We start from the raw sequence: 24,298 nt of genomic DNA, 5'->3' as shown, positions 1-24,298 counted from the left end.
CTTCTCATCACGGCGCGACAATAGGCGCTCACGACAGCGCCAGACAGGAGCCCCATCGTGAGCCCGGTGGTGCTCGCAAGCGCGTCAAGAATGTGAGGCGAGCGGCCGGGAACTAAGCCCTGAAAAACCTCCAACACGACACTAACGGCTGCGAGCCCGCCCCAACCGACACGAGCTCCCAAAGGGAGGAGTAAGCGATGCCGAAAAGAAATGCTGCGCCTGCGTAGGCTAGGAAGTGCTCCACCCTCGCCGAGGACAAGGTAGAGGGCCGCAGATAACCAGGGACCAGCGAGAGCGCTACAATTGCAAGGGCAGATAGCCAAGCGAGAATTTTCAAAGTTTGAAGAATCACACCAAAATTGAGCTGTGCTGCTCTTGAGGCGTTCGCATAGGATGGCGGCAATTTCGTCCTAAAATTCACTCGTCCTCAGCACCTTTTGGAGTAATCGTCGGATCGCGGCTGGGCGCGTCAATTGTGGCTCGCGCTGTTTCGCGATCCACGCGTCGAGAGCGTCAAGCGACCGCCTTTCAAGGCGAACATTTACTGCTTCTCTATCAATGCGCGGTCGTCCACGTTTTTTTAGCGCCAGATGCCAACATGGCAAAGTCATAGCGCCACGGAGTGGCCGCCGCAAGGCGCGTGGAGGCCGCTCGGTGTAAACCATGGGTCCTTCGAGCCGCGATCGAACGGCTGAGCGAATATGACGGCGCGAACGAACTCCGACAATCCATAATGCGAGCGCTTCCGCCCCTTGGCAGTCTCTCCGATTCTCGCGATCGATAGTGCGATAGCCGAGCGTCTTTGGTTTCGGATGGCGTGTAGCAGTTGTCGCGTGACAATTGCCGGCGCATCGGAGCGCGCGCGGCCTAAAAGTTCGCTGGAACCAGAGATGTCGACCGGCAAATGGATGGCGTTCGGCCAGCGGCTCTGCCGGCCGGCCTGGCGGTGTTGAAGAGGATTGCGCTGAGGCGCTCCGGAAGGTTCATTCCGCCGACGGCGGCTGGTCTGCGCCTGTCAAATGAGTTGCGAACGATGCGTGGGACCGGCGAAGAATATCGGTTAGACGGTGATCGCCTCATGGGGCAACGAGGAGGAATGCTGAAGGACTCCCCGGGGACACGTACAGCAAGTAGAGCGGCAATTCGCGCGCAACTGTTCATCAATGATGCCGCTGCGCATGTGCCGAGTGGCGCGCACCCTCGCTGCGCACGGGGTTGACGAGCGGCGACGCAGTGCAATTTAACTTTTGTTTCATCTCATCGGTTTCAAATGGCGCTGCGGGCGGCCTCTTAGCTCATGACCGTAAGGGGCCGCCCGTTTCGTATGGTGAAGCTTGCAATGGACGGGCTTCGCTCTGTTACGCGCCCCCTGGCGGGTGCAGCGCCGCAAGGCGCGGGGCGGCCCACGGTTTGAGGGAGGCGTGGGCCGTTCCTTTTCAAAGGGTGCAGGTTCCCGGTCATTTTTGGCGAAGCTGGCGAAGGCCGCCTGGCTGTTTTTTTAGATTTCGCCAATGATCGACGCGCGGGCGCGCGTCGATCACGCCATCATCAGATAATAGACCATATCGCGAATGAGTGGTTCGGAAGCGCGCGCCTCAACGAATGATTGGGCCCCACGACCTTGCCTCGGAAGAGAAGGAGAAGCGCTGCATCCCGCCGATACACTCTCGGACGGCGCGAACGGAAAGGAGCGCGATTTGCGGCGCATTTTGCCGGTCATAACGGCGCCGCCAGCTTTTGCCGCTTGAAGCGGCGCCGGCACCGGCAACTATAAAATCATTGCTGTTTGGCAGCGAGAGAATCGTCGTTGGCGCCGATATGGAAGCTGCGATGACTTGCGCCAGTCTTTTCGTCATTATTCGCATTTACGCTACGGGGATAGTCCCGGCTCACTTAGCCGATTCAGTTGACCGAACTGAATTGCGGGACGTCCGGCGACGGAGGTTTGGGTAGAACTACGCACATCGGAAAGATTTAGATTGGCGGAGGAACAACCTTTGCACGAAATTTAGCGAGCGAGTGCGCGGCGTCGGAGTCTCTCGTTGGTCAACGACATCGCGCCAGCAAGAATCGCTAAGTGCGTCCGCGCTGGCCAACGGCCTGATGTTGCCCTAACATTCAAATCGACTGTACTGACCGATGATCGGGAGAATAATCGATAAATCACGGCGATGCTGCAATGACGCAACTTAGACGGCAACTGCGTTTAGGTATCGCTCGCGCGGAACGGTCGCGACGTAATGAACTTGCGCTACGCTTAGCGCTACACGCGGTTCCTACGATCAGCTTCGAGTGGGATATCATACGGGACATCGTGCGGCGCTTCGATCCGTTTGACTCCAATGTTTACTCAAACACTGGGATGCTCAGTCGTTTCGCCGCTGTCCGGGATGCTGTTCATCCAGAAGATAGAAGGAAGTTTTGCGTAGACATTGAAGCAGCGCTACGCGGCGAGACGGAACGGTTTGAAACTGAGATCCGCGTGCTGAGCGCAGATGGCGCAGTGTCGTGGTTCCGCGAGCTAGGTATCGTCGAGCGAGACCAGCGCGGGCGGCCGGTTCGGATGATCGGCATCGCGCACGACATTACGGCGCAGCGCGACAAGCGTGGATTGGAAGCGGGCCTTGCTTCCAAGATCGCGGCCTCAGCAGCGCCAGTTAAGGCTCTTGTGATTGATAACAATCGTGACGCCGCCGATCGACTTGCGCTGCTCCTCGAAACAGTCGGAGCGTATGTCCGGCTCGCTTACAGCGGAGCAGACGGCGCGGGCGCGTTGGATGATTTTGTGCCGAAGATTGTCTTTCTTGATATCAGCATCCCCTACGTAGAGGTCATCGAAATTATACGTCGCATCCGTGAGTCGCCTGGGGCCGAAACAGTCCCTCTCGTAGCCCTCAGCACGTCGCGCGCGCAGGTTAAAGCGCATCTATCGAAAAGCGCCGGTTTTGACGGTCTGCTGGCGAAACCGGTGGGGTTTGAAGCGCTTCTCGATCTATTGGAGAAGTTGCCTTGTACTGAGGCGAAGCAGCGCCAAGGCTCACAGCCAAGACAGTAGCTGCATTGCGGATTGCATCTGCCGCGAGACCGGTCCTGCCGCCATTCCTCTCCAGGAATATCACGCAGAATCGAAGCTGAACGAGCGCATCTGTCTGTGTCTGGGGTGTCGCGGAAAGGATTTCGAGCTCCTTCGCGAAGAGAGCCGTTTGAAGCGCTTCACCTTCACCTCCCCTGAAATCCCCTTTTGGCGCGCAGGTCCACTCGGCCAATGTCGGAAAAACCGTCGGTTTCACCGCGCTCCGGCTGTTCTATAGGCCCTGGGTTGTTCTACTTGTTTAGTCTCACCCTGGGGTGGCGCCTCTCTTGCCCGGAGGTCAAGTCCGTTCCACCCGCCATCAGCGGGCAAAGAGCGCCGCTTTATGTCCTCTTGGACCGGCAATTGTAAGCTGAGGCGGATCAACTCCCAGGGAACAAAACTTCAAGCCTGAGTGTGGGACACAAAATAATTTGCCTGGCAGGGTAAATTCGCTGCGCCCCAAAGGGCACAGCTGTCGCACTCTTTATGAAGGCGCTCGCCAGAGCCCTCCACAGGCTGCTCACGATCCCGCAGATTGACTGCTCATCATTGCGTGGATTTGCCGTTCACGATCTGCGGACTGGGCGCTCACGATCTTCTGGAATCAGTGCTCCCAACGCGGCGACAACGCAATGCGACCGCCACGCTCAACTTCCTCGCCCCGCAGCCTGCCTTGCCGCAACCGTCAGCTACTGTGTATGTGTTCCGAGCCCAAGAAAAGAAAAGCGGGCGAGCAAACGCTGATAATGCAAGAGGAGGAAGGCGACATGTTACGAATGTGCGCTTCGCTAGCGGCTCTATTGGGGTTCGTTTGCACCGCCCATGCATCGGAGACAGCTGAAAAAATCATTGCTGCTGCGAAGGCTACGTGCGCCGACAAAAAGGGCGAATTCAAAGTTGCAAAGAATGCAATAACGAAGCTAGACCTGACGGGTGACAGCACGCCTGAGGAGATCATCGACTTCGCGAAGTTTGCCTGCTCGACAGCTACGTCACTTTATGGCGGCGCGGGCGGCGCCGAACTCATCCTGATCGTCGAAGGCAGCCCGACGCATTTTCTTGCTCAAAAATGGAAAGTCGTTGATCTAGATAAAGCCAAGGTTCTGCTGATCGCGGTCGATCATTCCGTGTGTGGGCAAGAAAGCGACCCCTGCATTGTCGCATATACATGGAACGGCAAGAGCTTCTCCGGAGCGGCCCGCGATCAGTGATGGCGGTGATACCTTCGCGTCAGCCTCGATCTCGTGAGAAATGTTCGAATTCCTGTGGTTCGGTAGGAAAGGGCGCTTGCTTTCGCAGCGCACACGCTTTTCTGCAAGGCGATTTGATCGCTTGATTCAATCCTCTAAGCCGCTTGATTTCGGCGAGAACTTCGCTCAGTCGCCTTCTCTTTTTTGCGATTCTCCGGTGATGAAGTGAAACGCTGAAAGTGAGGATTATGGTTGGGGGCAGCCTGCGAGGCGTTCGGCAAGGTATGGCGGCGGCTCTACTCGCGGATCAACGCATCCCCTTCTCGCCGCCGCCGTTGCGGCTCACTTTCGCTGGGATTCGAAGACTATGTTCAACGCAGCCGTCTGATGTGCAGTATCCCCAGCCCGCATTTGGCGGTTAGAGACGCGCTCGACCAGAATTACGCCGGGCGCGTCTCGTCTAACGCGAGATGATCACACTTTCGATCGACCGCTTGGATGTGAAATGAACTTTTATCAAAATTTGCTGCAGGAAAATCGAGCAACGGCCTCGCCAAGGCCGAGCTCCTGGCTGTTGGTCCAGTCGAGCGCAGCTGCGAGAAGATCGGCTGGCCAAGCAGCTCTGTGAGCGTCGGACGTAAATTCTCTCGCATCGCCGACATCGCGCATGTCGCGATCGCGATCGCCGTCCGCCTCGTGTATGTCGCCGTGGCCCAACCCAGCTTTGGGGAAATTAGAATCGGCATTTACGGCAGCTGCACCTTGCCTCTTCGCTATTCGGAAGCTCGACGCCATCGATTTCGATGGCGGCGCGGAATGGCGAGACCGACCGTCGATCGTCGCGCTTAAGACGTTCAGTTGCCTGGGGACGGATTGTCGCGATATCTCATGTGACGACCGTGCGGACTAACCCCGTCGAGCGTCATCTGCAGGGCTGCGTCGATGACCGCGTAAACCGATGGAGAGCTCATTTGCTGTACTGGACTTGGTTCGTCGTGACCGTGTTGTTCGGCATTGCAGCCGCTGCCGATATTGTCGGCTATGGACCGCAAGCGTATCTTGGTGGATTGCTCACCGGCGCAGCCTATGTTTTTGCATTGAAATCGTTGCCTAAGCCGGGGAAGATTTCTGATGGCGATGAAGCGCAACGCTCGCCTGCGGCGGACCGGGACCATCTGCCTTATCCATCAGTTCCACGAGAGATTTTGGAGATTAGCGACGATCAAGAGCGATCTTCGATGCCGAAGAAGCGAAAGCAACGTCGGCGCTTCCGCTCGCAAGAGCCGAAAGCGCTTTCTATCATAGAGCGGCTGAGAGGCTTTTCACGCCGTCTCGGGGAATGATTCTCCCTTCTGACAGGGTCAGCAGATCTGGTGATGTTCATCAATTCACGGCGTGTGCGAGTAGCCGTCCACGAGTCGGTGGCCTATCTGAAGTTCTGAGCCCCATCGGCCAAGCATAAGGCCTTCAAATATCCGAGCGTTCAGGAGTAGCTGTGGAATATGCAGCAGTTTTTTAATTGTCGATTTTTGTCCGAATTCGCCCACAGAAACGGTTCGGGTCCTGATGCGCGCCGCACCCTCTGATGACGCCAATGTCGGCGTGTCTGTAATCACCCGCCGGCTCCACGGCAAGTTGGCAAGGGCGCTGAGCGCTGCGCCAGATCAGCAGATCGGGGAGCTCCGTTCAAGGTTTCGAGCGCCGCTTCTTTGACGATCTGCTTTTCTAAAATCAGGTCAGACACCGCCTGCCGAAGCCGCGTATTCTCCAGTTCGAGCTCCTTCAGACGCTTAACTTGGCCACATTTCAGGACACCATATTCTTGGCGCCACCGATAACAGGTAACCTCTGTTACGCCGATCGATCGAACGGCTTCTGCTACCGACCCTCCATGAGAAGTCAGCGCCTCAACTCGTAGTAGTTTTTTTCCCCCTTTTTATAGGGCCGAGCAGGTCGATCACGACGAAATTCCGGAGGACTCACTGTCCACCGGAGTTCTGCTGTTGTATAATCACGGCTCTGCTGTTTTTACTACGCTGCTCTGTGATCACATAACCAGGGCCTTCTCTGGTCGTAACAACGGGTTTCTCTTGCGCTGAGCCGGACTGCGTAATTTCAGCATAGCTGCTTCCGTTGTGAGAGCGAGTGACAATCATAGTTTCTTCCGCGAAGCCTGTTCCCGTCATGGCGATCGTGCTCCACAGAAAGACGACAACTCGTCGCATTTGCGCCCCCCCAACTTCAGACAGCGTCACGATGGATTCGAGCGATTATGGCGAACCGGAAAAGCCAGTCCAGCCATTCGCGATCTGAACTATGTTTGCGTGGTTATGAAAGCCGTTTTGTCCGACAAAGGCTGAAGAAGTCGGGCCGACTTGCGTGATGTGGGCCACATTTCGATAGCCTTCTTGAATCACGCCTGCCTGATTGCTTTTGCCAACCTGGCCGACGCCATACACATTGACATCGCTCGTTTGAACCCTAACCGACTCATTGCTTTGTCCAAATTGGACGCCTGCCGTAATGTCAAGCAATGGCGAAACAAAGGTGCGCGTTAAGTCTTGTGCGTTAGCTTCCGCCGCGCTCAAGGCTGTCGCCAGCATCACGCTAACGCTGAGGTGTGCGAGAGAGGATTTCATGGCGCTATCCCATGTGAGGAAAAGATCCCTTTCGTGGAGAGGGCGTCTGCGATAGCCGCAGGTCGCAGAAGCTCATTGGCTATTAGATACGACGCCGTTTACACTCACATGCCGCCGCTCGTGAAGCTTGGCGAGCCCTGAATGACGGTCGCTGTCTGACCAATGTAGGAGAACTTGTTGTAGTTGGCAGACTGTGAAACGTGCGCCGTAGCGTCCGCCCCGTTGTAGCTACCCTTTATGGAGCCCTTGCAGTTGCAGTCAAACTGCGGCGAGTTTTGGACGACAGTCGCATCCTGCGTAATCACGCTGCCGAAGTTTCCGTTCGCGCTCTGCCTAACGGAGGCCCAGGAATCGGCGAGATTGTAGCTGCCAGTAACGCTACTGCCGCCCCAGCCCCAGCCATCAGCGAATGCGACGGAAGAGATGCTCGCCAGCGCAAGAGCGGCAGGAATAACGAGTAGTTTTTTTTTCATGGCTAAAGCCTCCAGAGAGGTTTCAATCCGAGGCAAGAAAGAACGGCTGTAAATGCCGATGTTAATTTCCCCAGAAGCGCCGGAGTAAAATTCCCCAGTTGGCGGGCGTGGCGATCAGCCGAGGTCTTGATCGGCGCCTCCGTTTTTTGGCGGGCGTCCGCGACGACGCAGGGTCGGCGGGATTGGCGCGGGTTGGATGCTGGCTTTCGTCCGAACATGTTCGGGCAAGAGGTCGGCGTGCTCGCGCAGGCGATAGCTCGAGCCTTCGATCTGGAAGACGACGGCGTGATGCAGGAGACGGTCGAGGAGCGCCGTGGCGACGACTGGATCACCGAACATCGCAGAATGATACAATTCTCGAACGGCTGGGGTGCGTGACCACGGTCACGGATTCTCGGCATTCGCTTTTCGGCCAGCGGTTTACAGTTTTGCCGGAACGCTCGGGACGCGGTCCCGCTTTTGTCGTTGTCGCATTGCCAGACGGGCGAAGGCGTTCGATCCGGATTTCCTGCACGGATCTTGGCCACGCGTCGCCCCCCGCGGATAAGAGGGCGCTTGATCCACCGCGCGTCAGCGTGCGCACGCTGATCCCATTGGCGCGGCATTTGAACGCGACGCTGTCCCTCCTCGTCGAGGAGGTGATTCGCGATGACTCTTCAAGCTCTTCCGCGTCGCGTAGCGTCTCTATCGCCGTCGACTCCGGCCTGCGCATCCGGCCGGCTCCCGACAGCATCTTCCCGCCTTTGGCCCAATCTGTCGGCCGAGACGCAAACGCAGCTCGCCCAGCTGCTCGCGCAACTGATGCGGCGCATGCAGCCGGCCGACGACGCAACAAGAAGGGGGAGCGCTCATGCTGATGACATTGAGCGACGCTGACGAGCGCCTGACCACCTCGCATCGCGCCAAACTCGCTTACGTCTACGTCCGGCAATCGTCGGTGAACCAGGTGCGGCAACACCAGGAAAGCACGGAGCTGCAATACCGCCTCGTCGATCGCGCCATCGGGCTGGGATGGCCTCATGAGCGTGTCCAGGTCATCGACGAGGACCTCGGAAAATCGGGCGCGGGTGGCGTCGAGCGCCATGGTTTTCAAAAATTGATTGCCGAGATCGGCCTTGGCAACGCCGGTCTCGTGGTCAGTCTCGATGCGTCTCGCCTGGCGCGCAACAATCGCGACTGGCATCAGCTCCTGGAACTTTGCTCGGTGTTCGGCGTGCTCATCGCGGATGGCGAGCGCCTCTATGACCCGCGCGTCTATCACGACCGCTTGCTGCTGGGGCTGTCCGGCATCATGAGCGAGGCGGAGCTGCACCAGATTCGCACGCGCCTCCATCAGGGAGAACGCCAAAAGGCGTCGCGCGGTGAACTCCGCTTGCCATTGCCTGCCGGGCTCGCCCACGACCGCGCGGGAGCGATCATTCTCAATCCCGACGAAGAGGTGCAGGCCCGTCTCCAGCTCGTCTTCGCCAAGTTCCGGGAGTTGCAGAGCGCTCGAGCCGTAATGCGCTTTTTGCAGGCGAACAGCTTGCCGCTGCCGGTCCGTCCAATCCTCGGTCCGAGCCCACATGATGTTGTCTGGCGCGAAGCCGACAGCGCGCGGGTTCGCAATATTCTTCAGAATCCCGCTTATGCTGGGGCCTATGTCTACGGCCGTCGGCAACGGGACCCGGCCCGATGCCGCCCGGGTTCTGTCCGGGGAACCGTCAAGGTGGCTGTCACCGATTGGGCGGTTTGCTTGCAGGCCGCACACCCTGGTTACATCAGCTGGGAGGAGTTCATGGCCAACCAGCGACGATTGGCGGACAACGTCAACCGTTACGAGGCGGGGCACGCCGGCGCGCCGCGCAAAGGCTCGGCGCTGCTTCAGGGCGTCGCTATTTGTGGTCGTTGCGGCCGGCGCATGAGCCTGCGCTACACAGGACCAAATGGCGACTATCCAGTCTATTGCTGCCGGTCCGATCGGGATCAGCGAGGCGTCGCCTTGTGCCAGGAAGTGCGGGCGATGCCGATCGACGCGCTCGTTGAAGACGTTCTCCTCGACGCGCTGGCCCCGGATCGGATTGCGATCGCGCTCGCCGCCATGGGGCACTTGGAAGAAGAGAGCCGACAACTCGAACGGCAATGGGCGCTCCGTCGCGAACGCGCCCGCTACGAGGCGGAGCGGGCGCGCCGCCAATATGATGCGGTCGAACCAGAAAACCGGCTCGTGGCGCGATCGCTGGAGCGGGCCTGGGAGGAGAAGCTGCGCGCCGTCGAGGAGATCGACCGCGAGCATGCACGCTGGCGGGCAGAGGAGCCGCTCGTGTTGCACGAGGCGGATCGCGCCTCGTTGCAAACGCTCGGCGAAAACCTGCCGAGAATCTGGCGCGCGGCCACAACATCACCCGCCGACCAAAAACGCATTTTGCGATTCATCGTTCGCGAAGCGATCCTCGATCAAAAGCGGGCGCATGGTCAGGTATGGCTGAAGATTATCTGGCAGACCGGCGCAACCAGTGAGCATTGCTTACAGAGGCGCGTTCACACTTACCGCGACTACGTCGATCTCGATGGGCTGCGGCGACGGATCACGGAGCTCAACGCCGCCAACAAGATGGACAAAGAGATCGCGGAAACCCTCAATCGAGAGGGTTTTGTCGCGGCGCGTGGTTGCGCATTCAAGGGAGGCAATGTCTGGTTGCTGCGCACCCATTGGGGCATCCCAACGGTTAAAATCAACGGTGGCGACGCGAACCCGCCGCAGTGGCCTGACGGCAGCTACTCGATCCAGGGCGCCGCATCGGCGATCGGTGTGACGCCGCAAACGATTTTCGATTACCTCGCTCGTGGACTGTTGGCCGGCCATCAGCTCACGAAGGGCCAGCCTTGGCAAATCGACCTCTCAATCGAACAAATCGATAGGCTTCGCACCCACCTCCAGCGCATGAGGCGTTCGAGAAAGGAGGCATCATGAAAACGTCGGCTCGCCGAAGATTTCGCCCCATTCCGCGAAGCCGCGGTTCGAGGTGAGGATCATGGCGCCCCTTTCATAGCGGGCGTTGACGAGCTGGAAGAACAGATTGCCGCCGCCGGGCGTAACCGGCAGATAGCCGATCTCGTCGACGATCAGCAGCGAGAAGCGGCAGAAGTAACGGATCTTCTCCCGCAGCGCCCCTTCGCGTTCGGCCTTGGCCAATGTTGTGATGATGTCGGCGAGGCAGGCGAAGTAGACGCTGCGGCCGGCTTTAACCGCCTCGACGCCGAGCGCCAGGCTGAGATGGGTTTTGCCTGTGCCGGGCGGTCCGATGAGATGAACCGCTTCGGCGCGATCGATGAACTGCAATTCGGCGAGCGCCATGACGCGGCTCTTGTCGAGCGACGGCTGGAAGGCGAAGTCGAAGCCGGCGAGCGTCTTGACGGCGGACAGGCGCGCCATCCGGACGCGGCGGTTCTCGCGTAGCGTCAGTTCTTCGGTGAGCAGAATGTCGAGCGCGTCGAGCGCCGTAGTCTCGCCACGCTCGATGCCGCGCAGGGTGATGTCGAGGATTTCGAGGGCGCGCGGCATTCTCAGGCCGACGAGATTGCGTTTGACGCGGTCGATGACGGCGGAGGGCGTTGCATTCATCGCGAGCCTCCCTGCATCGCCAGCCGGCGCCCCACCGCGTCATAGAAGGCCAGCGGGCGAGCTATGCGGGATTTTGGGTGACGGCGTAAATCAAGCGGCGGACTTTTCTTCGCTTGCGACTTCGATGCCGTCGCGGAATGTTACACCGCTGACAACTTTCGGCAACTGACTTTGTCCTTGTAGTCGTCGCCAATTTTTCGCTGCCGCCATGATCAGCTTGAAGACCATGAGGCGCGCCGTGTCCTGGGAAAGCGCGCCCTTCATGCGAACTGTGCGATGCCGGACCGTCGCGAAGGCGCTTTCGATCGGGTTCGACGTGCGCAGATGCGTCCAATGTTCGGCGGGAAAATCGAAAAACGTCAGCAGTGCGTCGCGGTCCTTGAGCAAGCAATCGACGGCCCTGTCGTATTTTGGCGCGTATTTCTCGGCGAAGATCGTCATCGCGGCTTCGGCCGCCGCGCGGTTCTCGGCAAGCCAGATTTCGCGCAAATCCTGATGCGCATTGGGCTGCATGGACTTTGGCAGCTTGTCGAGAACGTTCAGGGTTTTGTGCTGCCAGCAGCGTTGATGGCGCGTCGATGGGAACGTCTGCTCCAACGCCTTCCAGAAGCCGAGCGCGCCATCGCCGACGGCGACCTCCGGCGCGATCGACAATCCGCGCGCCTTCAAATCGACGAGCAATTCCTTCCAGCTCTGCGCGCTTTCCCGCATACCCGTCTGAAAGCCGAGCAGCTCCTTCTTGCCCTCGGGCGTGGCGCCGATCACCACCAGCATACATTCGGCTTGCGGCTCCATGCGCGCTTGCAGATAGACGCCGTCAGCCCAGACATAAACGTAACGCCGAGCCGACAGATCGCGCCCTTGCCAGCGCCGATGCTCGTCCTCCCATTCGCCCTTGAGCCGCGCGATCACCGCAGGTGAAAGGTTGGGCGCGTCTTTTCCGAGCAAGGCCGTCAGCACTTCCTGAAAGTCGCCGGTGGAAATCCCACGCAGATAAAGCGCCGGCAAAAGAACATCGAGACTTTTGGTTCGGCGCGCCCATTTCGGCAAGATCGACGACACATAGCGAATGCGCGCGTCGGCGGTTGCTGCGCCACGATCGCGCGCTTTCGGCTTCGCCACCTCGACCGGCCCGATCCCCGTCTGGATCGGACGAACCGGATCATGCCCATGCCGAACGACCCGCCGGCGTCCGTCCGGCAGTTCCAGTTCCGCGTGCGCAGCCAGGAAGGCGGCGAACTCCGCCTCTACAGCCTGCTGCACCAGCCGCTTCGCGCCACAGCGCAAAATATCAGTGAGCGGATCGTCGATTTCGTCTTTCTGACGAAGGGAAACAACCTTACTTTCGTTCATGGCGTAACGCTCCCTCGGGAGGTTCGGGTCGGCTCGACACCAACCCCGTTACGCCGCCTGCTTCACACCGTCATCACCTAGATTCCGCCATAGCTCCCAGCGGGCATCTCGCGGCGTGATCGCCGGCGCGCAGCATGAGGGGCGGCAATGCGTCGGGCGGCCGGCGACGATACGCTTGCAACGGCATTCTGCGATGCGCCGGATCGAGACGTTTTTCGCCGCGGCCTTCGGGCGGCGCATGGGCGGCGATCAATTCCTCGAAGATGCGGATGGCGTCGGCGAAGACATGGACATCAAGGACGCGTCGCCGGGTCGTGTCCGGGACGCTGTAGAGATTGCCGCCGACGCTGACCATGCCTTCATGCGACGCGCGCCGCTCGAGCCGAAGCACCGCCTGATAGGGCGTCGACGGCACCGGCTTGAGCGACGCCTTCTCTTCGGCGAAAGCCTCATCGACGACGCGCCTGGTCGTGGCGTGGACCCTCGGATTGGCGATCGTATCGAGCCAGATTCGGAGCTGGGCGTTCAGGTCATCAAGATTGCGGAAGGCGCCGCCGAGGAAAAAGTCTTCCCGGATGTAGCGGAAGGGCCGCTCAACCTTGCCCTTCGTTTTGGCGCGGTAGGGTTTGCAGGCGCGCGGCTGAAAGCCGTAATGGCGCGCCAGATCCAGTAGCGCGCGATTGTAGACAACGAGGCCATCCGGGTCTTCCCCGATAACGGCCGTCTTCATGCGATCGTAGAGGATCTCGCGCGGGACGCCGCCGAGCGCCTCGAAGGCGGCCATATGGCAGCGTAGGACGCTTTGCATATCCTGGTGCAGGACGAAGCGCGCCCAGATGAAGCGGGAATGCCCCAGGACCATGGAAAAGAGCCAGACGATCCGCTTGACGCCGAGCTCGTCGAGGAACTCGACATCGAAGCGGGCGAAGTCGACCTGAGCCTGTTCGCCAGGCGGCGTCTCGAAGCGCACCTCGAAGCCTTTCGAGCGCGGCGGCCGAAGTTCGCGCAGGAAGTCGGTGACCGCAGTGTAGCCGCCGGCATATCCGCGATCCTTGATCTCTCGCCATAGCCGGCGGCCGCTCAGCGCCGGATAGGCGACGAGGCGCTCCCGCAGATAGGCCTCGAAAGTTGCGATCGCGCGTTCGCGCGGCGGCCGCGCCTTGTAGCTGGGCGCCGTCAGCCCCGCGGCGATGTGCTTGCGGACGGTCTTCCGGTCGATTCCGAGCTGGCGCGCGATCGCGGACACAGAGACGCCCTGACGATGTAATTCCAGGATCATGACAATTTCCCCGAGTTTGATCACCGAGCCCTCCCTTCCGCCAAGGGGAGCAGCATCGGCGAGTCGGCGCCGCCCGGCCTTCCAGGGCATGCCCTGGAAGGCCGGGCGTCACGAAAACTGGGGAATTTTCAACCGGCACATTTGGGGAGTTTACGACCGGCACTCACAACGGCCTCGTTGAGGCGCAAAAAGTGGCGTTGCTGGCGGAGCTGGAGGCGCAACCAGAGCCGGAAAAGATCGTCGGCCTGCACCCGGCCGCGCTTCGGCATTATGAGAGGCTGGTTGGACAGTTAAACGATGTTTTCGCCGAGGGGTTACCCCCGACAACGCGGAGGCGGCGGAGAAAATCCGTGAACTGGTCGCGAAAGCAGTCGTCATACCCTCAGGCGACGGCTTTGCCATCCAGCTTCAGGGACGCCTTGCTCTGCTCATGGATGCTCCGAACGCTTACCCCAATATGCGGATCGCCGCGTCGGGGGGATCGGTGGTAGCGGAGGTCCGATACATCCCAAGACCCACTATGGAGAACGCTTTGTTCTGCTACTGGCGGGACGCCGCGTAGAACATTCTTTTTCAAACGCTTCGGACTCCTTAAACCGCGGACCTGCGTCACCCCAATCACTGTCGTCGTCGTTGAACGGCACGTGGTGCGGTACGGACCATCCCGTTGAATGGCCGCCTCGATGATCTTGCAAGTAAGGTAATAGCGCCTTACTTTTTGTTTCGACCGCTTCGCACAGGCGGCGCCCACCCGAGGCCATGATGAAAAGCACGCTGAAAATTACCTCCAAGGGGGCAAGTCACCTTCCGCAAGGAGGTGCTGGACCAGCTTGGCGTCAAGCCCGGCGACAAGATTACGGTGGAGCTCGTCTCTCCTGGGTGGGTTGAGGTGAGGCCGGCTGAGACGCCGGCGAAGCTAGAAGCGTTTGTCGGCTGTCTGAAAAAGCCGGGAGCGCCGAAGCTGTCGATCGAAGAGATGAATGAGATTGCTCGCAAGGGTTGGGCGGGCGAGCGGTGAAAATCACGGCGGATACAAATATTCTTGTCCGAGCCGCCGTGATGGACGATCCGGTCCAAAGCTCTCTCGCGGTCAAGGCGCTGCTCAACGCCGAAATTGTGGCTGTGACGCTGCCGTCGCATTGTGAATTCGTCTGGGTGCTGACGCGCGGTTACAAGAAAAAACCTTCGGAAGTGGGCCAACGCCTTGAGAAGATTGATCGAAAGCGCGAGCGTCGTGGTCGATCGTCCCGCCGTCGAAGCCGGTCTTGGCGTTCTTGATAAGGGCGGCGATTTCGCGGATGGCGTGATCGCTTTTGAGGGCCGGCGCGCGGGAGGTCGCATTTTTGCGAGCTTCGACAAAGAAGCGGTCGAGCTGATCTCGTCGACCGGCGGCGAAGCGAAGCTGCTTGGGAGGAAATGAACGCGGCGTTGAGGGAAGCAGGGTTGGGGCCGCTTCTTCTGAGGTCCCGTCGCCGGGACGAGGGCTTGGCAAGGTCGCGCGTAGCCTACCGTTTTCCATTTATTGCGCTTGCGGCCGCCCAGGGCGGCTGCGCCAATCGGGTTCTGCGAGGGCTGTGGCATTTTTGCACTAGTCGTCTCCGATAGAATCAAGTTTTGTGGTTTCGATTGTAGACGCCCCTTCGAACCGCTTCTGAGACTCAATGAGCGCGCGGACCCAAACATCCCTAGCCGGACTGTATCGCGTGAGGCCGTCGCGCCTCTCGCAAGCGCGGAGACAGCTCCTCACCGGCTCGCTGCGGCGATTCGGTGCGGCGGGGTCGCTTTGCGCGCTTTTTGGCCTGGCGGCACCTGCCGCGTGGGCGCAGTCGATCAATCTGAACAAGCTCATCCCTGCCGGCGCGGACGTCGCCGCCCCGGGGACGTCGAGACCTGTTTTGGAGCCGGGCTTTGCGCTTCTGCAAACTCCCCCAGGCTCGGAAAAGACATTTGTCGTCGTCCGTCAAGTCAACGTCACCAACGGCTTTCCCGAGCTGGACGCTAAAACTCGCGAGTTGATCGCCCAGATCGAGGGCAAGCGAGTGAGCGTCGCGCAAATCTACGATTTCGCTCGCTCGCTCGATTACGCTTACGCCGCCGCGGGATATCCGCTCGTGCAAGTGAGACTGAAGCCGGAAAGCCTAGCCAGCGGCGTGGTGAGTCTCGATATCGTCGACGGCTTCATCGAACGGATCGACGTTTCGAGAGCGCCGCAGGACGTCCGACCACTCCTTCTGGAACGCCTGCGTCCACTACTGGGCGTAAGGCACGAGAGGATAGAGGAGATCCAGCGTCGCATTCTCCTCGCAGGGCGTCTGCCCGGCCTCACTTTCAACTTCACGCGCAAGGAGGGGACGCGGCCGGGCGGCGAAGTGCTCGAACTGGTGGCGACGGAACGTGTCGTCCAGGGGACGACGAGCGTCGACAATCGTCTCTCCAGATACCTCGGCACTTGGGAGTTTTCGCAATCCTTGCGCGTAAATAACGTGCTGGGCCTGGGCGAGCAATTCTTCGGCAGCGTGGCGTCGAGTTCCGATTTCAGCAGAGTCTGGGACGGAAACGCCAAGTTTCAGTTTTACGGCGGCGGCGTCAATGTTCCGATCGGCGCGGACGGCCTGTCGGCCACGGCTGGCTATTTGCAGGTTCGCACGCGGCCAACGCCTCTCCCGTACTCCTTCAGCTGGCTCTATACGGTGGCTGGTGAGCGGTCGCCGCAGTTGTTCGAGCAGGCCTATGCGCGCCTCAGTTATCCGCTCATCCTCAATCTGAGCACCGAGCTCTGGCTGCAAGCCGCCTATGAGCACATCAACCAGCGTATCCGGTTCAATCCCTTGCCTGCCGTCTTCCTCTGGCCCGGGCTCGCCATTTACGACGTGGCTCGGGACCGTTACGACGTTTTCCGCCTTCACGGGGATGCGGGATTTTTTCTGCCCTCGCCTTCGGGCGCAAAGGTGATGTTAACGGCAGAATACTCCAAGGGCATCGCGGGGCGATTCCCGGAGAACCCGTTGTTTCTCGGGATTCCCGGGACGCGTCCTTTTGAAACGCCCCTTTTCAGCAAGCTCTCCGTTTTCGCCCGTCTGTTCCAAGCCTTGCCGGAAGGCTTCCAGTTTGCGCTCTTTTTACGCGGTCAGACGAACTTCGGGCTCTCGCTGCCCCAGGCGGAACAGTTGTCGCTCGACGCGACGGGCATCGCCGTGTCCGGCTTCGCTTCGGGCACGGTCAACGCGGATCGCGGCTATACGGCGCGCGGCGAACTCTCGCGGCCCCTGGGGCAACTGAAACTCGACTTCGGGAGCGCGTTCCCCACGCCCTATATCTTCGCGGCGACGGGGCGAGGCGTTTTCCAAGTCCCCTTTAGGGGCCAGCCAAAAGACTTCGGCGTCACATCCTTGGGCGGCGGGCTGCGCATGGACATCAGCATCAACGGTGTGCCTGTTGGTTCCTCGTTGAGCGTCGAGGTCGCCAAGGACTACTCCACCTACGACTTAGTCTATCCGAGCGGATACAGGACCAATTTTGCGTACGCTGTGCAATTTTGAGTTCCCCGCAGTATGCGAGATCGCGTTCGCGCTGACGCAAACGGAAGGAACAACACTGTGAGAATTCTGACTGTCTTCATGGCGCTGATCGCGCTTACGACGGTGTCGAACGCGCAAGTCATCAGCGGCAGCGGCAGCGGTAACGGGACCGGCAACGTTGGATTCGCCAACGGCAACGGCAATGGCAACGGCAGCGGCAACGTGACGAGCAACAGCACCACGGTCATCCCGGGCGTCAGCAGCTACAACCGGCAGATGCGCGCCAACACGCCGAGCGTCTATGCGCCGGGTCTCGCCGCCTCCGGCATCGAAAGCTGTATCGCCAGCGCCAGCGCCGGCGGCTCAGGGCCCGGCTTTGGATTAACCGTGGCCGTGACTACACAGGACAAAGGCTGCAATCTGCGCCTGTTTTCACGCACCCTTTACGCTATGGGGCATCGGGTTGCGGCCACGCAAATTTTGTGCAACGATTCGCAGGTGGCCCAAGCGCTGGCGCTTGAAGGCGTCGTCTGCCAAGCTGGCGAGACCGCACAGGTTGCCACGCGCTGCATGCGCTACAGCCTCTTCGGAATATGCGAGGAGTACGAACAGGTCGCCCCGCTGCCGGCCGCCGTCGAGCCTGCGGAGCCTGCGCCACGCGTTCGGCGTGCGCGTAAGCACAAGCGGGTGGGCATGGCGGAAGCTCAATAGCGTTTCCGGTCAGCTGATCGCGAAGGGGGACTCGCCACCGTTTAACAAGCGATTTTTTTCGCCAACGAGGAACTGAAGGTGGTGCCTGTTTTTAGCATGGCGCAGGCGACGTTGACGAGGCGGTCTGGGACCGATCGCAAGGCGCGGCCGTGGCTGTGACCTCGTCTTCGGAGGGCGGCATATTTCGGAGCGGCTTCTGGGGTCGTGCTGCACGGCGACGCGTGCCCAATGATACTGGCGTTGGCGAGCCGGTTATGGCGGGCCGGCGCGACCCTGTCGAACTTCGCAAGGCGGCGTAATCTTATCGCCGCAGGGCATCGAAAGCTTCTGCGAACAGCGTGGCGAGCACGATCATTCCCACTCCCGGCAAGGACGCGAGGATCCTCTGCCCCGGCCCGGCCTCCTCCGACGGAACAAGCCGGGCGGTGAGGGCGTCGAGCCGGCGATGCGCGTTCTTGAGCTGGTCGACGAGCGGGATGCGCGCAATGAGCGTCGTGACTTGCGCGCTTGCGGCCTCCGTCGTTCCGGCAGCGACGCCCGCACCGGCGGCTGGCGCAACATGTCCAGAACATGCGCCGCGTCCCAACGGCGACAATAGCGCCAGAGCTGCTCTCGCAGACGATTTGTGAGGCGATCGCGCTCGGCGCCACGGTGCTCGGCGATGCGCGACCATTCGCGCAATTCGATGACGACGGGGTCAGCGACCGCGAGCAGCAGAAAGCAACGAGGATCGCTACGCAACGAGGATGCCATCAACTTGGCGTCGCGGCTGTCATCCTTGGTGCCCGCCAGTGTGAAGCGGTCGCGAAAGCGAGCCATCTGCTTCGGGTTGATGGCGTGAACCTTGAAGCCGCGTTCGATCAGCGTCTCGACCACGGGGCCGTGCGGGATTTTTTCACGGTTTTGCGACCATCGACGTCCATCAGGAGCACATGATGGCTCTCACTCGCCCAATCAACGCCCGCATACCATCGTCCATCAGTCATAGTTGCTCCCCGCTCCAAAAGACGAGCCACCGCAACCTCCGCCGATCCCTGTACTGGCGCTTAAGTGGGCTACACGTCCGGCGCGAAACTCCCCACGGGGAATCTATCGCCGCCAATTCGTCGGGGCACGCGTCCCCAAAGTGATCGGGTCACAGGGGGCGATTGGTTGCTCCCGACGAATCGGCTCGGTAAAGGCTACGCTGATTTGGGCCCTCGCCCGCGGGCCACGCTACGCCGCTACGCTTCACTTCGCGCGACCTCGCGGCGTGCATTCCAAGAACCGCATGCGAGAGGTACAGGGGGAAGACGTCGGCAAAGATTTCCACCTGAGGCTTAAGAGCGGCGATTGACGCACGCGCATCGGTTTCGATGTCTTAAGCGTCGGCAACGCGCCCTATTTGGATTTACTTTCAGCGAAGACCGCGCTTGTGCCCACATTCTCCAGTTCGCCTACAGTACTCCGCTTGAATTGCCTTCAAATTTTGAGTGTTTGTCCACCAAAGCCCGTTATCATTATTGTTAGTGGCTTTGAAATTTCCGTAACCGTTGCCAGAGTTGTTATTTCCGTTGTTATTGCCACTATTTCCGTTGCCGTTGAAGCTGCCGAAGTTGCCGTTGCCATTGCCATTGCCACTATTTCCGTTGCCGTTGAAGCTGCCGAAGTTGCCGTTGCCATTGCCATTGCCACTCCCGGCTGTAACGGTCGGCGGCGGCGCTAGGCTCGGGGTGCCAAAGCCCCCGGAGAAATTAGTTTGAAGCGATGGCCCATCGACTCCGAAGTTAAAACCGTTGCTGAGGCCGCTAGTGCCCTGATAAGCTGGGGCCGCGCCTCCGATGCCCAGCAGGCCCGCCGGCGCAGAGAAATTCGGATAGGTTCCCTCTGCGCTCAAAGCCGTGCTGATGGCCAGACTGGCGAGGAGGGCTCCCTGCGCCGCGACAATTATCTTGGCCCGACTCATCGTGAACTCCTGCGCGTTCTCCTTGCTCCGGGCATCGTCGATTGAGCCGGGCTCATTTATTAATATGGCCCACCTCGAGGCGTCGACAAGTCTCCTGCCCAGGTCGTGTCCAGTCGCCGTGTGCGCCCTAGGACCACAGGGCCGATCCGATGAACCATTGCTCTGACGAGGATAAGGACGCAGCCATCCATAAGGGCACGCGCATAGTCCGTTCGAATCCACCCACGGGAAAACTGCGTACGCATTGTCCGTCGTCGAATGATTTGAGACAGGCTGTGCAGCGATTTAACGGAGGACGCGGCTCATCTGACGATTGAGTTTAAGCGGCGGTCATTTGATCGTGCAAGCGTCGATTTTCGATGGTGATGCGTTTGATCCTTTCGCGTTCACGCAGGATTTTTGCGCCGCGTCCGCAGTAGACGTCGGCGTGCGCGAGATTGTTCAGGCTCTGGTGATAGCGGCGATGATTATAGTGATCGACGAAGGCGGCGATTTTCGCCTTCAGGTCGCCGGAGTAAAACCAGGCCAGTTGGTCGCGATCGCCGACATGCAAAGGGGCCTGATGGGCCCCTTTGCATGTTGGCGGCGGAAAAAATTTCGGGCTACGTCGGCGAGATTTCGCCGGTATCGGGATCTATGGTCTGCTCGGCGGTGGGCTGCGGCTCCTTACGACGCCGGGCCCTCGATTGCTTGAGGCGATAGCTCTCGCCGTTCAGTGCGCCCCGATGGCGCGTATCGCCAGTGGAGGAAGGTTCCACCCAGATAATTGTCGATTGGTCTGGTAGCTGACGAGCGGTTGGGTTGGGTAACTGGCCGGACTGAAGCCTCGTGACAAAGGCCGCCTTGGGCGGTCGAGCAATCCGACGGGCCATAACGTGAGTGAAGCCTGAGCAGGCCTCGAAAGTGAAATCGCGGATGCCGACCCGACTGAATGACGGGGAAGGCTGCACGACTGGGCAAGTAATCGACGCATGCCCCCAGTCGATCCGCCGGGGTAATGGGCATGGCACGCCGGGAAGGTGATACGGGCAACGGGGGAGACCCGTTCTGGACGAGGTCAGTGACCTCTACGTCGTCTTTCAGGGCGGCGGTCCAAGCGGGAGTCGGACGGGGTCATAGTACTGTCGAAGCCGGGTAATGCCGGGGGAGGGAAGGACCCCGACTTTTGGCATGCTTTTGAAGATGGGAAGGTGTGGTGATTGGCGATGAACCTTGAAACACCGTTGAATATCCGGACCCTTCAGAGAAAGCTCTACTGTAAAGCGAAGGCCGAACCCGCTTTCCGCTTCTACCTGCTCTACGACAAGATATGTCGGGAGGACATTCTTTTCCACGCATACCGGTTGGCTCGCGCGAATCGCGGGGCTCCGGGGGTGGACGGGATTACGTTCGCGATGATCGAGGCGGAGGGGCTGGAGAAGTGGTTATCGGACTTGCGGATGGATCTCGCAGCGAAGACGTATAAGGCAGCGCCGGTGCGCAGGGTAATGATCCCGAAGCCCGGGGGTGGAGAACGGCCACTCGGCATCCCGACGATCCGGGACCGCGTGGTACAAACAGCCGCCAAGCTTCTCCTTGAGCCGATCTTCGAAGCGGACCTGGAAGAGAATGTCTATGGATATCGTCCGAGGCGAAGCGCAACGAACGCTATCAAGGAAGTGCACCGGCTGATTTGCCGGGGCTACACGGATGTGGTCGATGCCGATCTCGCCAAGTTCTTCGATACGATCCCTCATGGCGCACTGATGCAGTCAGTCGCTTGCCGGATCGTTGATCGAGACGTCCTCCATCTAGTCAAGATGTGGCTGACGACTCCGGTCGAGGAGCAAGGCGCGAACGGTAAGAAGGCCATTTCTGGTGGAAAATCGAACAAGCGCGGCCCCCCTCAAGGCGGGGTGATTAGCCCACTGCTCAGTAACCTGTACATGAACCGGTTCCTGAAGCACTGGCGGCTGACAGGGCGCTCGGATGCATTCTCCGCAAAAGTCGTCGCCTACGCGGACGACTTTGTCATTCTGAGCCACGGGCATGCGCGCGCGGCCTTGGAATGGACGAGAGGTGTGATGACCAAACTGGGGTTGACCGTCAATGAGACCAAAACCTCGGTGAGGGACGCTCGGCGAGAGCGGTTCGATTTTCTTGGCTATGCGTTCGGACCACATCACTTTCGGAAGGATGGCCATTGGTATCTCGGCGCCAGCCCATCAAGGAAGAGCACTCAAAAGATCAAGGACAAGGTTGGATCGATGCTACGACGTGGCGATAGCCGCCCCCTGGACGAGATCGTTTTAGACCTGAACCGAGTCCTTCGGGGATGGGCGAATTACTTCTCGGTGGGGACGCGTGTGCCGGCGTACCGGGCGATCGACAATCACGTCTATGATCGGATGCGGAACTTCCTCGCGAGACGGCACAAGGTAGGCACACGCGGCAGTCGTCGGTTCTCTCGGAGCCTCGTGTTCGGAGAAATCGGCGTGCTCCAAATGGCGAGCGTCTACTACCAGTCGCGACCGACAGCTTTGTAGTGAAGTCAATCGGAGAGCCGGATGCCGGAAATCGGCACGTCCGGTTCGATGAGCGGGGACGGGAAACGGGGTATCGGCCAATCGGCCATACTACCGCGCCCGTCTTCGACTCTACTTTCCAGGATGTGGACGTGGTGGGTCAGGCGGTCGAGCAGCGCGCCGGTGAGACGCTGATTGCCGAAGACGCCGGTCCATTCGTCGAATGGCAGATTGGATGTGACGATCGTCGATCCACGTTCGTGACGCTGGCGGAACACCTCGAAGAGCAGTTCGGCGCCGGTTTGCGACAGTGGCACATAGCCGAGTTCGTCGACGACGAGCAGCTTGACGGCGGCGAGTTGCGCCTGGAGCCTGAGCAGACGCTTTTCGTCGCGCGCCTTCATCAATTGATGCACGAGGCCGGCGGCCGTGGTGAAGGCGACGGACAGGCCGCGCTGGCAAGCGGCGAGATCAAACGCCATCTTCAAGCGGGCATCCAACGGAGGGCCTTCCGGCGCGCCGCCTATTTGATCGATCCGCATTGGCGCAGATGCACGGTGATGACGAGTTCGACGAGGTCGTCGCGCAAATCCAGCAACGAACCAACGAACGAGGCCGAAAATGGAAGGACTCACCTTGATCCTTTCCGACGAAAGAGGCCGTCGGACGCTAACGAGTAGGCGCCAGGCAATCGGGCGCGGGCGCTGTTCGAGCCGCTGCTCAAACATCAGCGCATCTTGCGCCATATTATCGACGCTCGGCTCGGACGGATTTCCAAGAGGCATGGTCCCGAACGTCCGAACCTATGTTGTATAAGTTTTGACTTAATCTGACGGACGGTGTTTTTAGCCACGCGTGGGAGCCGTGGCGGGGGCGGAGTTGGTCGGGGTAGCGCAGCCCCCGCCACGGCGTCTCCAGGAGACACCGAAATGACCCAGGAACAGAAAATCATCCGCGCCAAGGCAGGCCTGCTCGAGCTGGCCAAGCAGCTTGGCAACGTCAGCCAGGCTTGCAAAATCATGGGGTACAGCCGCGACAGCTTTTATCGCTTCAAGGACCTTTATGACAAAGGCGGCGAACTGGCGCTGCAGGAACTGTCTCGCCGCAGGCCGTTGCTGAAGAACCGGGTCGCGCCCGAGACCGAAGCGGCGGTCGTCGCCATGGCGATCGACCAGCCGGCCTGGGGGCAGACGCGTGTCGCCAACGAACTGGCCAAGAAAGGGATCAGCGTATCGCCGTTCGGCGTGCGCTCGATCTGGCTGCGCCACGACCTCGCGACCATGAAACACCGGCTGAAGGCGCTCGAAGCCAAGATGGCGCAGGAGCAGCTGATCCTCACCGAGGCGCAGGTCGCCGCCCTGGAAAAAGCCAAGTCCGACAAGGAAGCGCATGGCGAATTCGTTTCCGAATGCCCCGGTTATTGCGGCGCGCAGGACACCTTCTACGTCGGCACGTTGAAAGGCGTCGGCCGCGTCTACCAGCAGACCTTCGTCGACACCTACGCGAAGGTCGGCTTCGCCAAGCTCTATGACCGTAAGACGCCGATCACCGCCGCCGAGCTCTTAAACGACCGCGTCATTTCCTTCTACGAGGAGCACGGCATTCCGCTGCAACGCGTGCTCACCGATCGCGGAACCGAATATTGCGGCAACCCCGAGCGGCACGAATACGAGCTGTATCTCGCGGTCGAGGACATCGACCATACGCGCACCAAGGCGAAGAGCCCGCAAACCGACGGCATCGTCGAGCGTTTCCACAAGACCATGCTCGACGAATTCTATCGCATCGCCTTCCGCAAGAGGGTCTATGCGACGATCGATGAGCTGCAGGCCGATCTCGACCTGTGGATGCGCGCGTTCAACGAAATCCGTCCGCATCATGGCAAATGGTGCTTCGGCAAGACACCGATGCAAACCTTCATTGACGCGTTGCCGCTGGCGCGCGAAAAATCAGGTCATCTTCAGGCAAACGAGGAGAGCAACGCCGCCTGAAACGATATCGGCCAACTC

Annotated in this window: 15 protein-coding genes and 6 pseudogenes; 10 read left to right on the top strand and 11 right to left on the bottom strand. The window is 60.0% G+C overall.

Translation table 11 applies throughout. The features are described from left to right. Positions 1 to 2,179 precede the first annotated feature (2,179 nt). The 3 genes from AC0X69_RS20265 to AC0X69_RS20255 all read left to right on the top strand — a co-directional run bounded on the left by AC0X69_RS20265 (position 2,180) and on the right by AC0X69_RS20255 (position 5,606). Entirely contained in the window at positions 2,180 to 3,055 is an 876-nt protein-coding gene (locus AC0X69_RS20265) for a PAS domain-containing protein (protein WP_482613722.1), read from the top strand. Positions 3,056 to 3,819: 764 nt separating this feature from the next. Continuing rightward, entirely contained in the window at positions 3,820 to 4,284 is a 465-nt protein-coding gene (locus tag AC0X69_RS20260) for a hypothetical protein (RefSeq protein WP_482613720.1), read from the top strand. A gap of 950 nt (positions 4,285 to 5,234) precedes the next feature. Beyond that, complete coding sequence (locus AC0X69_RS20255; protein ID WP_482613718.1) at positions 5,235 to 5,606, top strand: hypothetical protein; 372 nt, start codon at positions 5,235 to 5,237, stop codon at positions 5,604 to 5,606. Positions 5,607 to 5,962: 356 nt separating this feature from the next. Here AC0X69_RS20255 and AC0X69_RS20250 read toward each other — a convergent pair. From AC0X69_RS20250 to AC0X69_RS20235, 4 genes and pseudogenes are all read right to left on the bottom strand, one after another. Beyond that, positions 5,963 to 6,166: pseudogene (locus tag AC0X69_RS20250) on the bottom strand (transposase); the annotation flags it as partial. A 367-nt stretch (positions 6,167 to 6,533) separates the two neighbouring features. After that, a complete protein-coding gene (locus tag AC0X69_RS20245; protein ID WP_482613716.1) occupies positions 6,534 to 6,902 on the bottom strand; it encodes a hypothetical protein in 369 nt (122 codons plus the stop codon). A gap of 104 nt (positions 6,903 to 7,006) precedes the next feature. After that, complete coding sequence (locus tag AC0X69_RS20240) at positions 7,007 to 7,375, bottom strand: hypothetical protein (protein ID WP_482613714.1); 369 nt, start codon at positions 7,373 to 7,375, stop codon at positions 7,007 to 7,009. A gap of 114 nt (positions 7,376 to 7,489) precedes the next feature. Beyond that, positions 7,490 to 7,714 (bottom strand): annotated as a pseudogene (locus tag AC0X69_RS20235) (ATP-binding protein); the annotation flags it as partial. 511 nt (positions 7,715 to 8,225) lie between these two features. Between AC0X69_RS20235 and AC0X69_RS20230 the strand changes: the two are divergent. Further along, positions 8,226 to 10,328, top strand: coding sequence for a recombinase family protein (locus AC0X69_RS20230; protein WP_482613712.1), 2,103 nt, complete (start codon positions 8,226 to 8,228; stop codon positions 10,326 to 10,328). A 6-nt stretch (positions 10,329 to 10,334) separates the two neighbouring features. Here AC0X69_RS20230 and istB read toward each other — a convergent pair. The 3 genes and pseudogenes from istB to istA form a co-directional block, all read right to left on the bottom strand. Continuing rightward, positions 10,335 to 10,979 (bottom strand): annotated as a pseudogene (gene istB, locus AC0X69_RS20225) (IS21-like element helper ATPase IstB); the annotation flags it as partial. 90 nt (positions 10,980 to 11,069) lie between these two features. Further along, the gene (locus AC0X69_RS20220) at positions 11,070 to 12,332 is read right to left on the bottom strand and encodes an IS256 family transposase (protein ID WP_482613710.1); all 1,263 of its coding nucleotides are present in this window, start codon (positions 12,330 to 12,332) and stop codon (positions 11,070 to 11,072) included. 73 nt (positions 12,333 to 12,405) lie between these two features. Beyond that, positions 12,406 to 13,635, bottom strand: a complete 1,230-nt coding sequence (istA, locus tag AC0X69_RS20215; protein WP_482613709.1) for an IS21 family transposase — start codon at positions 13,633 to 13,635, stop codon at positions 12,406 to 12,408. Positions 13,636 to 14,428: 793 nt separating this feature from the next. On the opposite strand from istA, the gene AC0X69_RS20210 reads away from it, so the two are divergent. The 4 genes and pseudogenes from AC0X69_RS20210 to AC0X69_RS20195 all read left to right on the top strand — a co-directional run bounded on the left by AC0X69_RS20210 (position 14,429) and on the right by AC0X69_RS20195 (position 17,840). Next, on the top strand, positions 14,429 to 14,629 hold the full coding sequence (locus AC0X69_RS20210) for an AbrB/MazE/SpoVT family DNA-binding domain-containing protein (protein ID WP_482613708.1): 201 nt from the start codon (positions 14,429 to 14,431) through the stop codon (positions 14,627 to 14,629). Then, a pseudogene (locus AC0X69_RS20205) lies at positions 14,626 to 15,031 on the top strand (type II toxin-antitoxin system VapC family toxin). The gene AC0X69_RS20210 and the pseudogene AC0X69_RS20205 overlap by 4 nt, the downstream one beginning before the upstream one ends. 475 nt (positions 15,032 to 15,506) lie before the next feature. Beyond that, positions 15,507 to 17,150: a POTRA domain-containing protein gene (locus tag AC0X69_RS20200; RefSeq protein ID WP_482613707.1), complete on the top strand. Its 1,644-nt coding sequence runs from the start codon at positions 15,507 to 15,509 to the stop codon at positions 17,148 to 17,150. A gap of 57 nt (positions 17,151 to 17,207) precedes the next feature. Further along, a complete protein-coding gene (locus AC0X69_RS20195) occupies positions 17,208 to 17,840 on the top strand; it encodes a hypothetical protein (RefSeq protein ID WP_482613706.1) in 633 nt (210 codons plus the stop codon). A gap of 351 nt (positions 17,841 to 18,191) precedes the next feature. On the opposite strand, the gene AC0X69_RS20190 is transcribed toward AC0X69_RS20195, so the two are convergent. The 3 genes and pseudogenes from AC0X69_RS20190 to AC0X69_RS20180 form a co-directional block, all read right to left on the bottom strand. Further along, entirely contained in the window at positions 18,192 to 18,716 is a 525-nt protein-coding gene (locus AC0X69_RS20190) for an IS110 family transposase (RefSeq protein ID WP_482613705.1), read from the bottom strand. A 520-nt stretch (positions 18,717 to 19,236) separates the two neighbouring features. Further along, the gene (locus AC0X69_RS20185; protein ID WP_482613703.1) at positions 19,237 to 19,785 is read right to left on the bottom strand and encodes a hypothetical protein; all 549 of its coding nucleotides are present in this window, start codon (positions 19,783 to 19,785) and stop codon (positions 19,237 to 19,239) included. A gap of 319 nt (positions 19,786 to 20,104) precedes the next feature. Beyond that, positions 20,105 to 20,308, bottom strand: a pseudogene (locus AC0X69_RS20180) (integrase core domain-containing protein); the annotation flags it as partial. Between the two features lie 682 nt (positions 20,309 to 20,990). Between AC0X69_RS20180 and ltrA the strand changes: the two are divergent. Further along, complete coding sequence (ltrA, locus tag AC0X69_RS20175; protein WP_482613842.1) at positions 20,991 to 22,310, top strand: group II intron reverse transcriptase/maturase; 1,320 nt, start codon at positions 20,991 to 20,993, stop codon at positions 22,308 to 22,310. Positions 22,311 to 22,315: 5 nt separating this feature from the next. Here the strand turns inward: ltrA and AC0X69_RS20170 are convergent. Continuing rightward, positions 22,316 to 22,771, bottom strand: a pseudogene (locus tag AC0X69_RS20170) (ATP-binding protein); the annotation flags it as partial. A gap of 447 nt (positions 22,772 to 23,218) precedes the next feature. Here AC0X69_RS20170 and AC0X69_RS20165 point away from each other — a divergent pair. Further along, positions 23,219 to 24,280, top strand: coding sequence for an IS481 family transposase (locus tag AC0X69_RS20165; protein ID WP_482613702.1), 1,062 nt, complete (start codon positions 23,219 to 23,221; stop codon positions 24,278 to 24,280). The last annotated feature ends 18 nt before the right edge of the window (positions 24,281 to 24,298 follow it).

It is taken from the genome of Methylocystis sp. Uni0008, assembly GCF_056838045.1.
The sequence above is the reverse complement of the archived record's forward strand: the minus strand, read 5'-3'. Positions and strand labels throughout refer to the sequence as shown.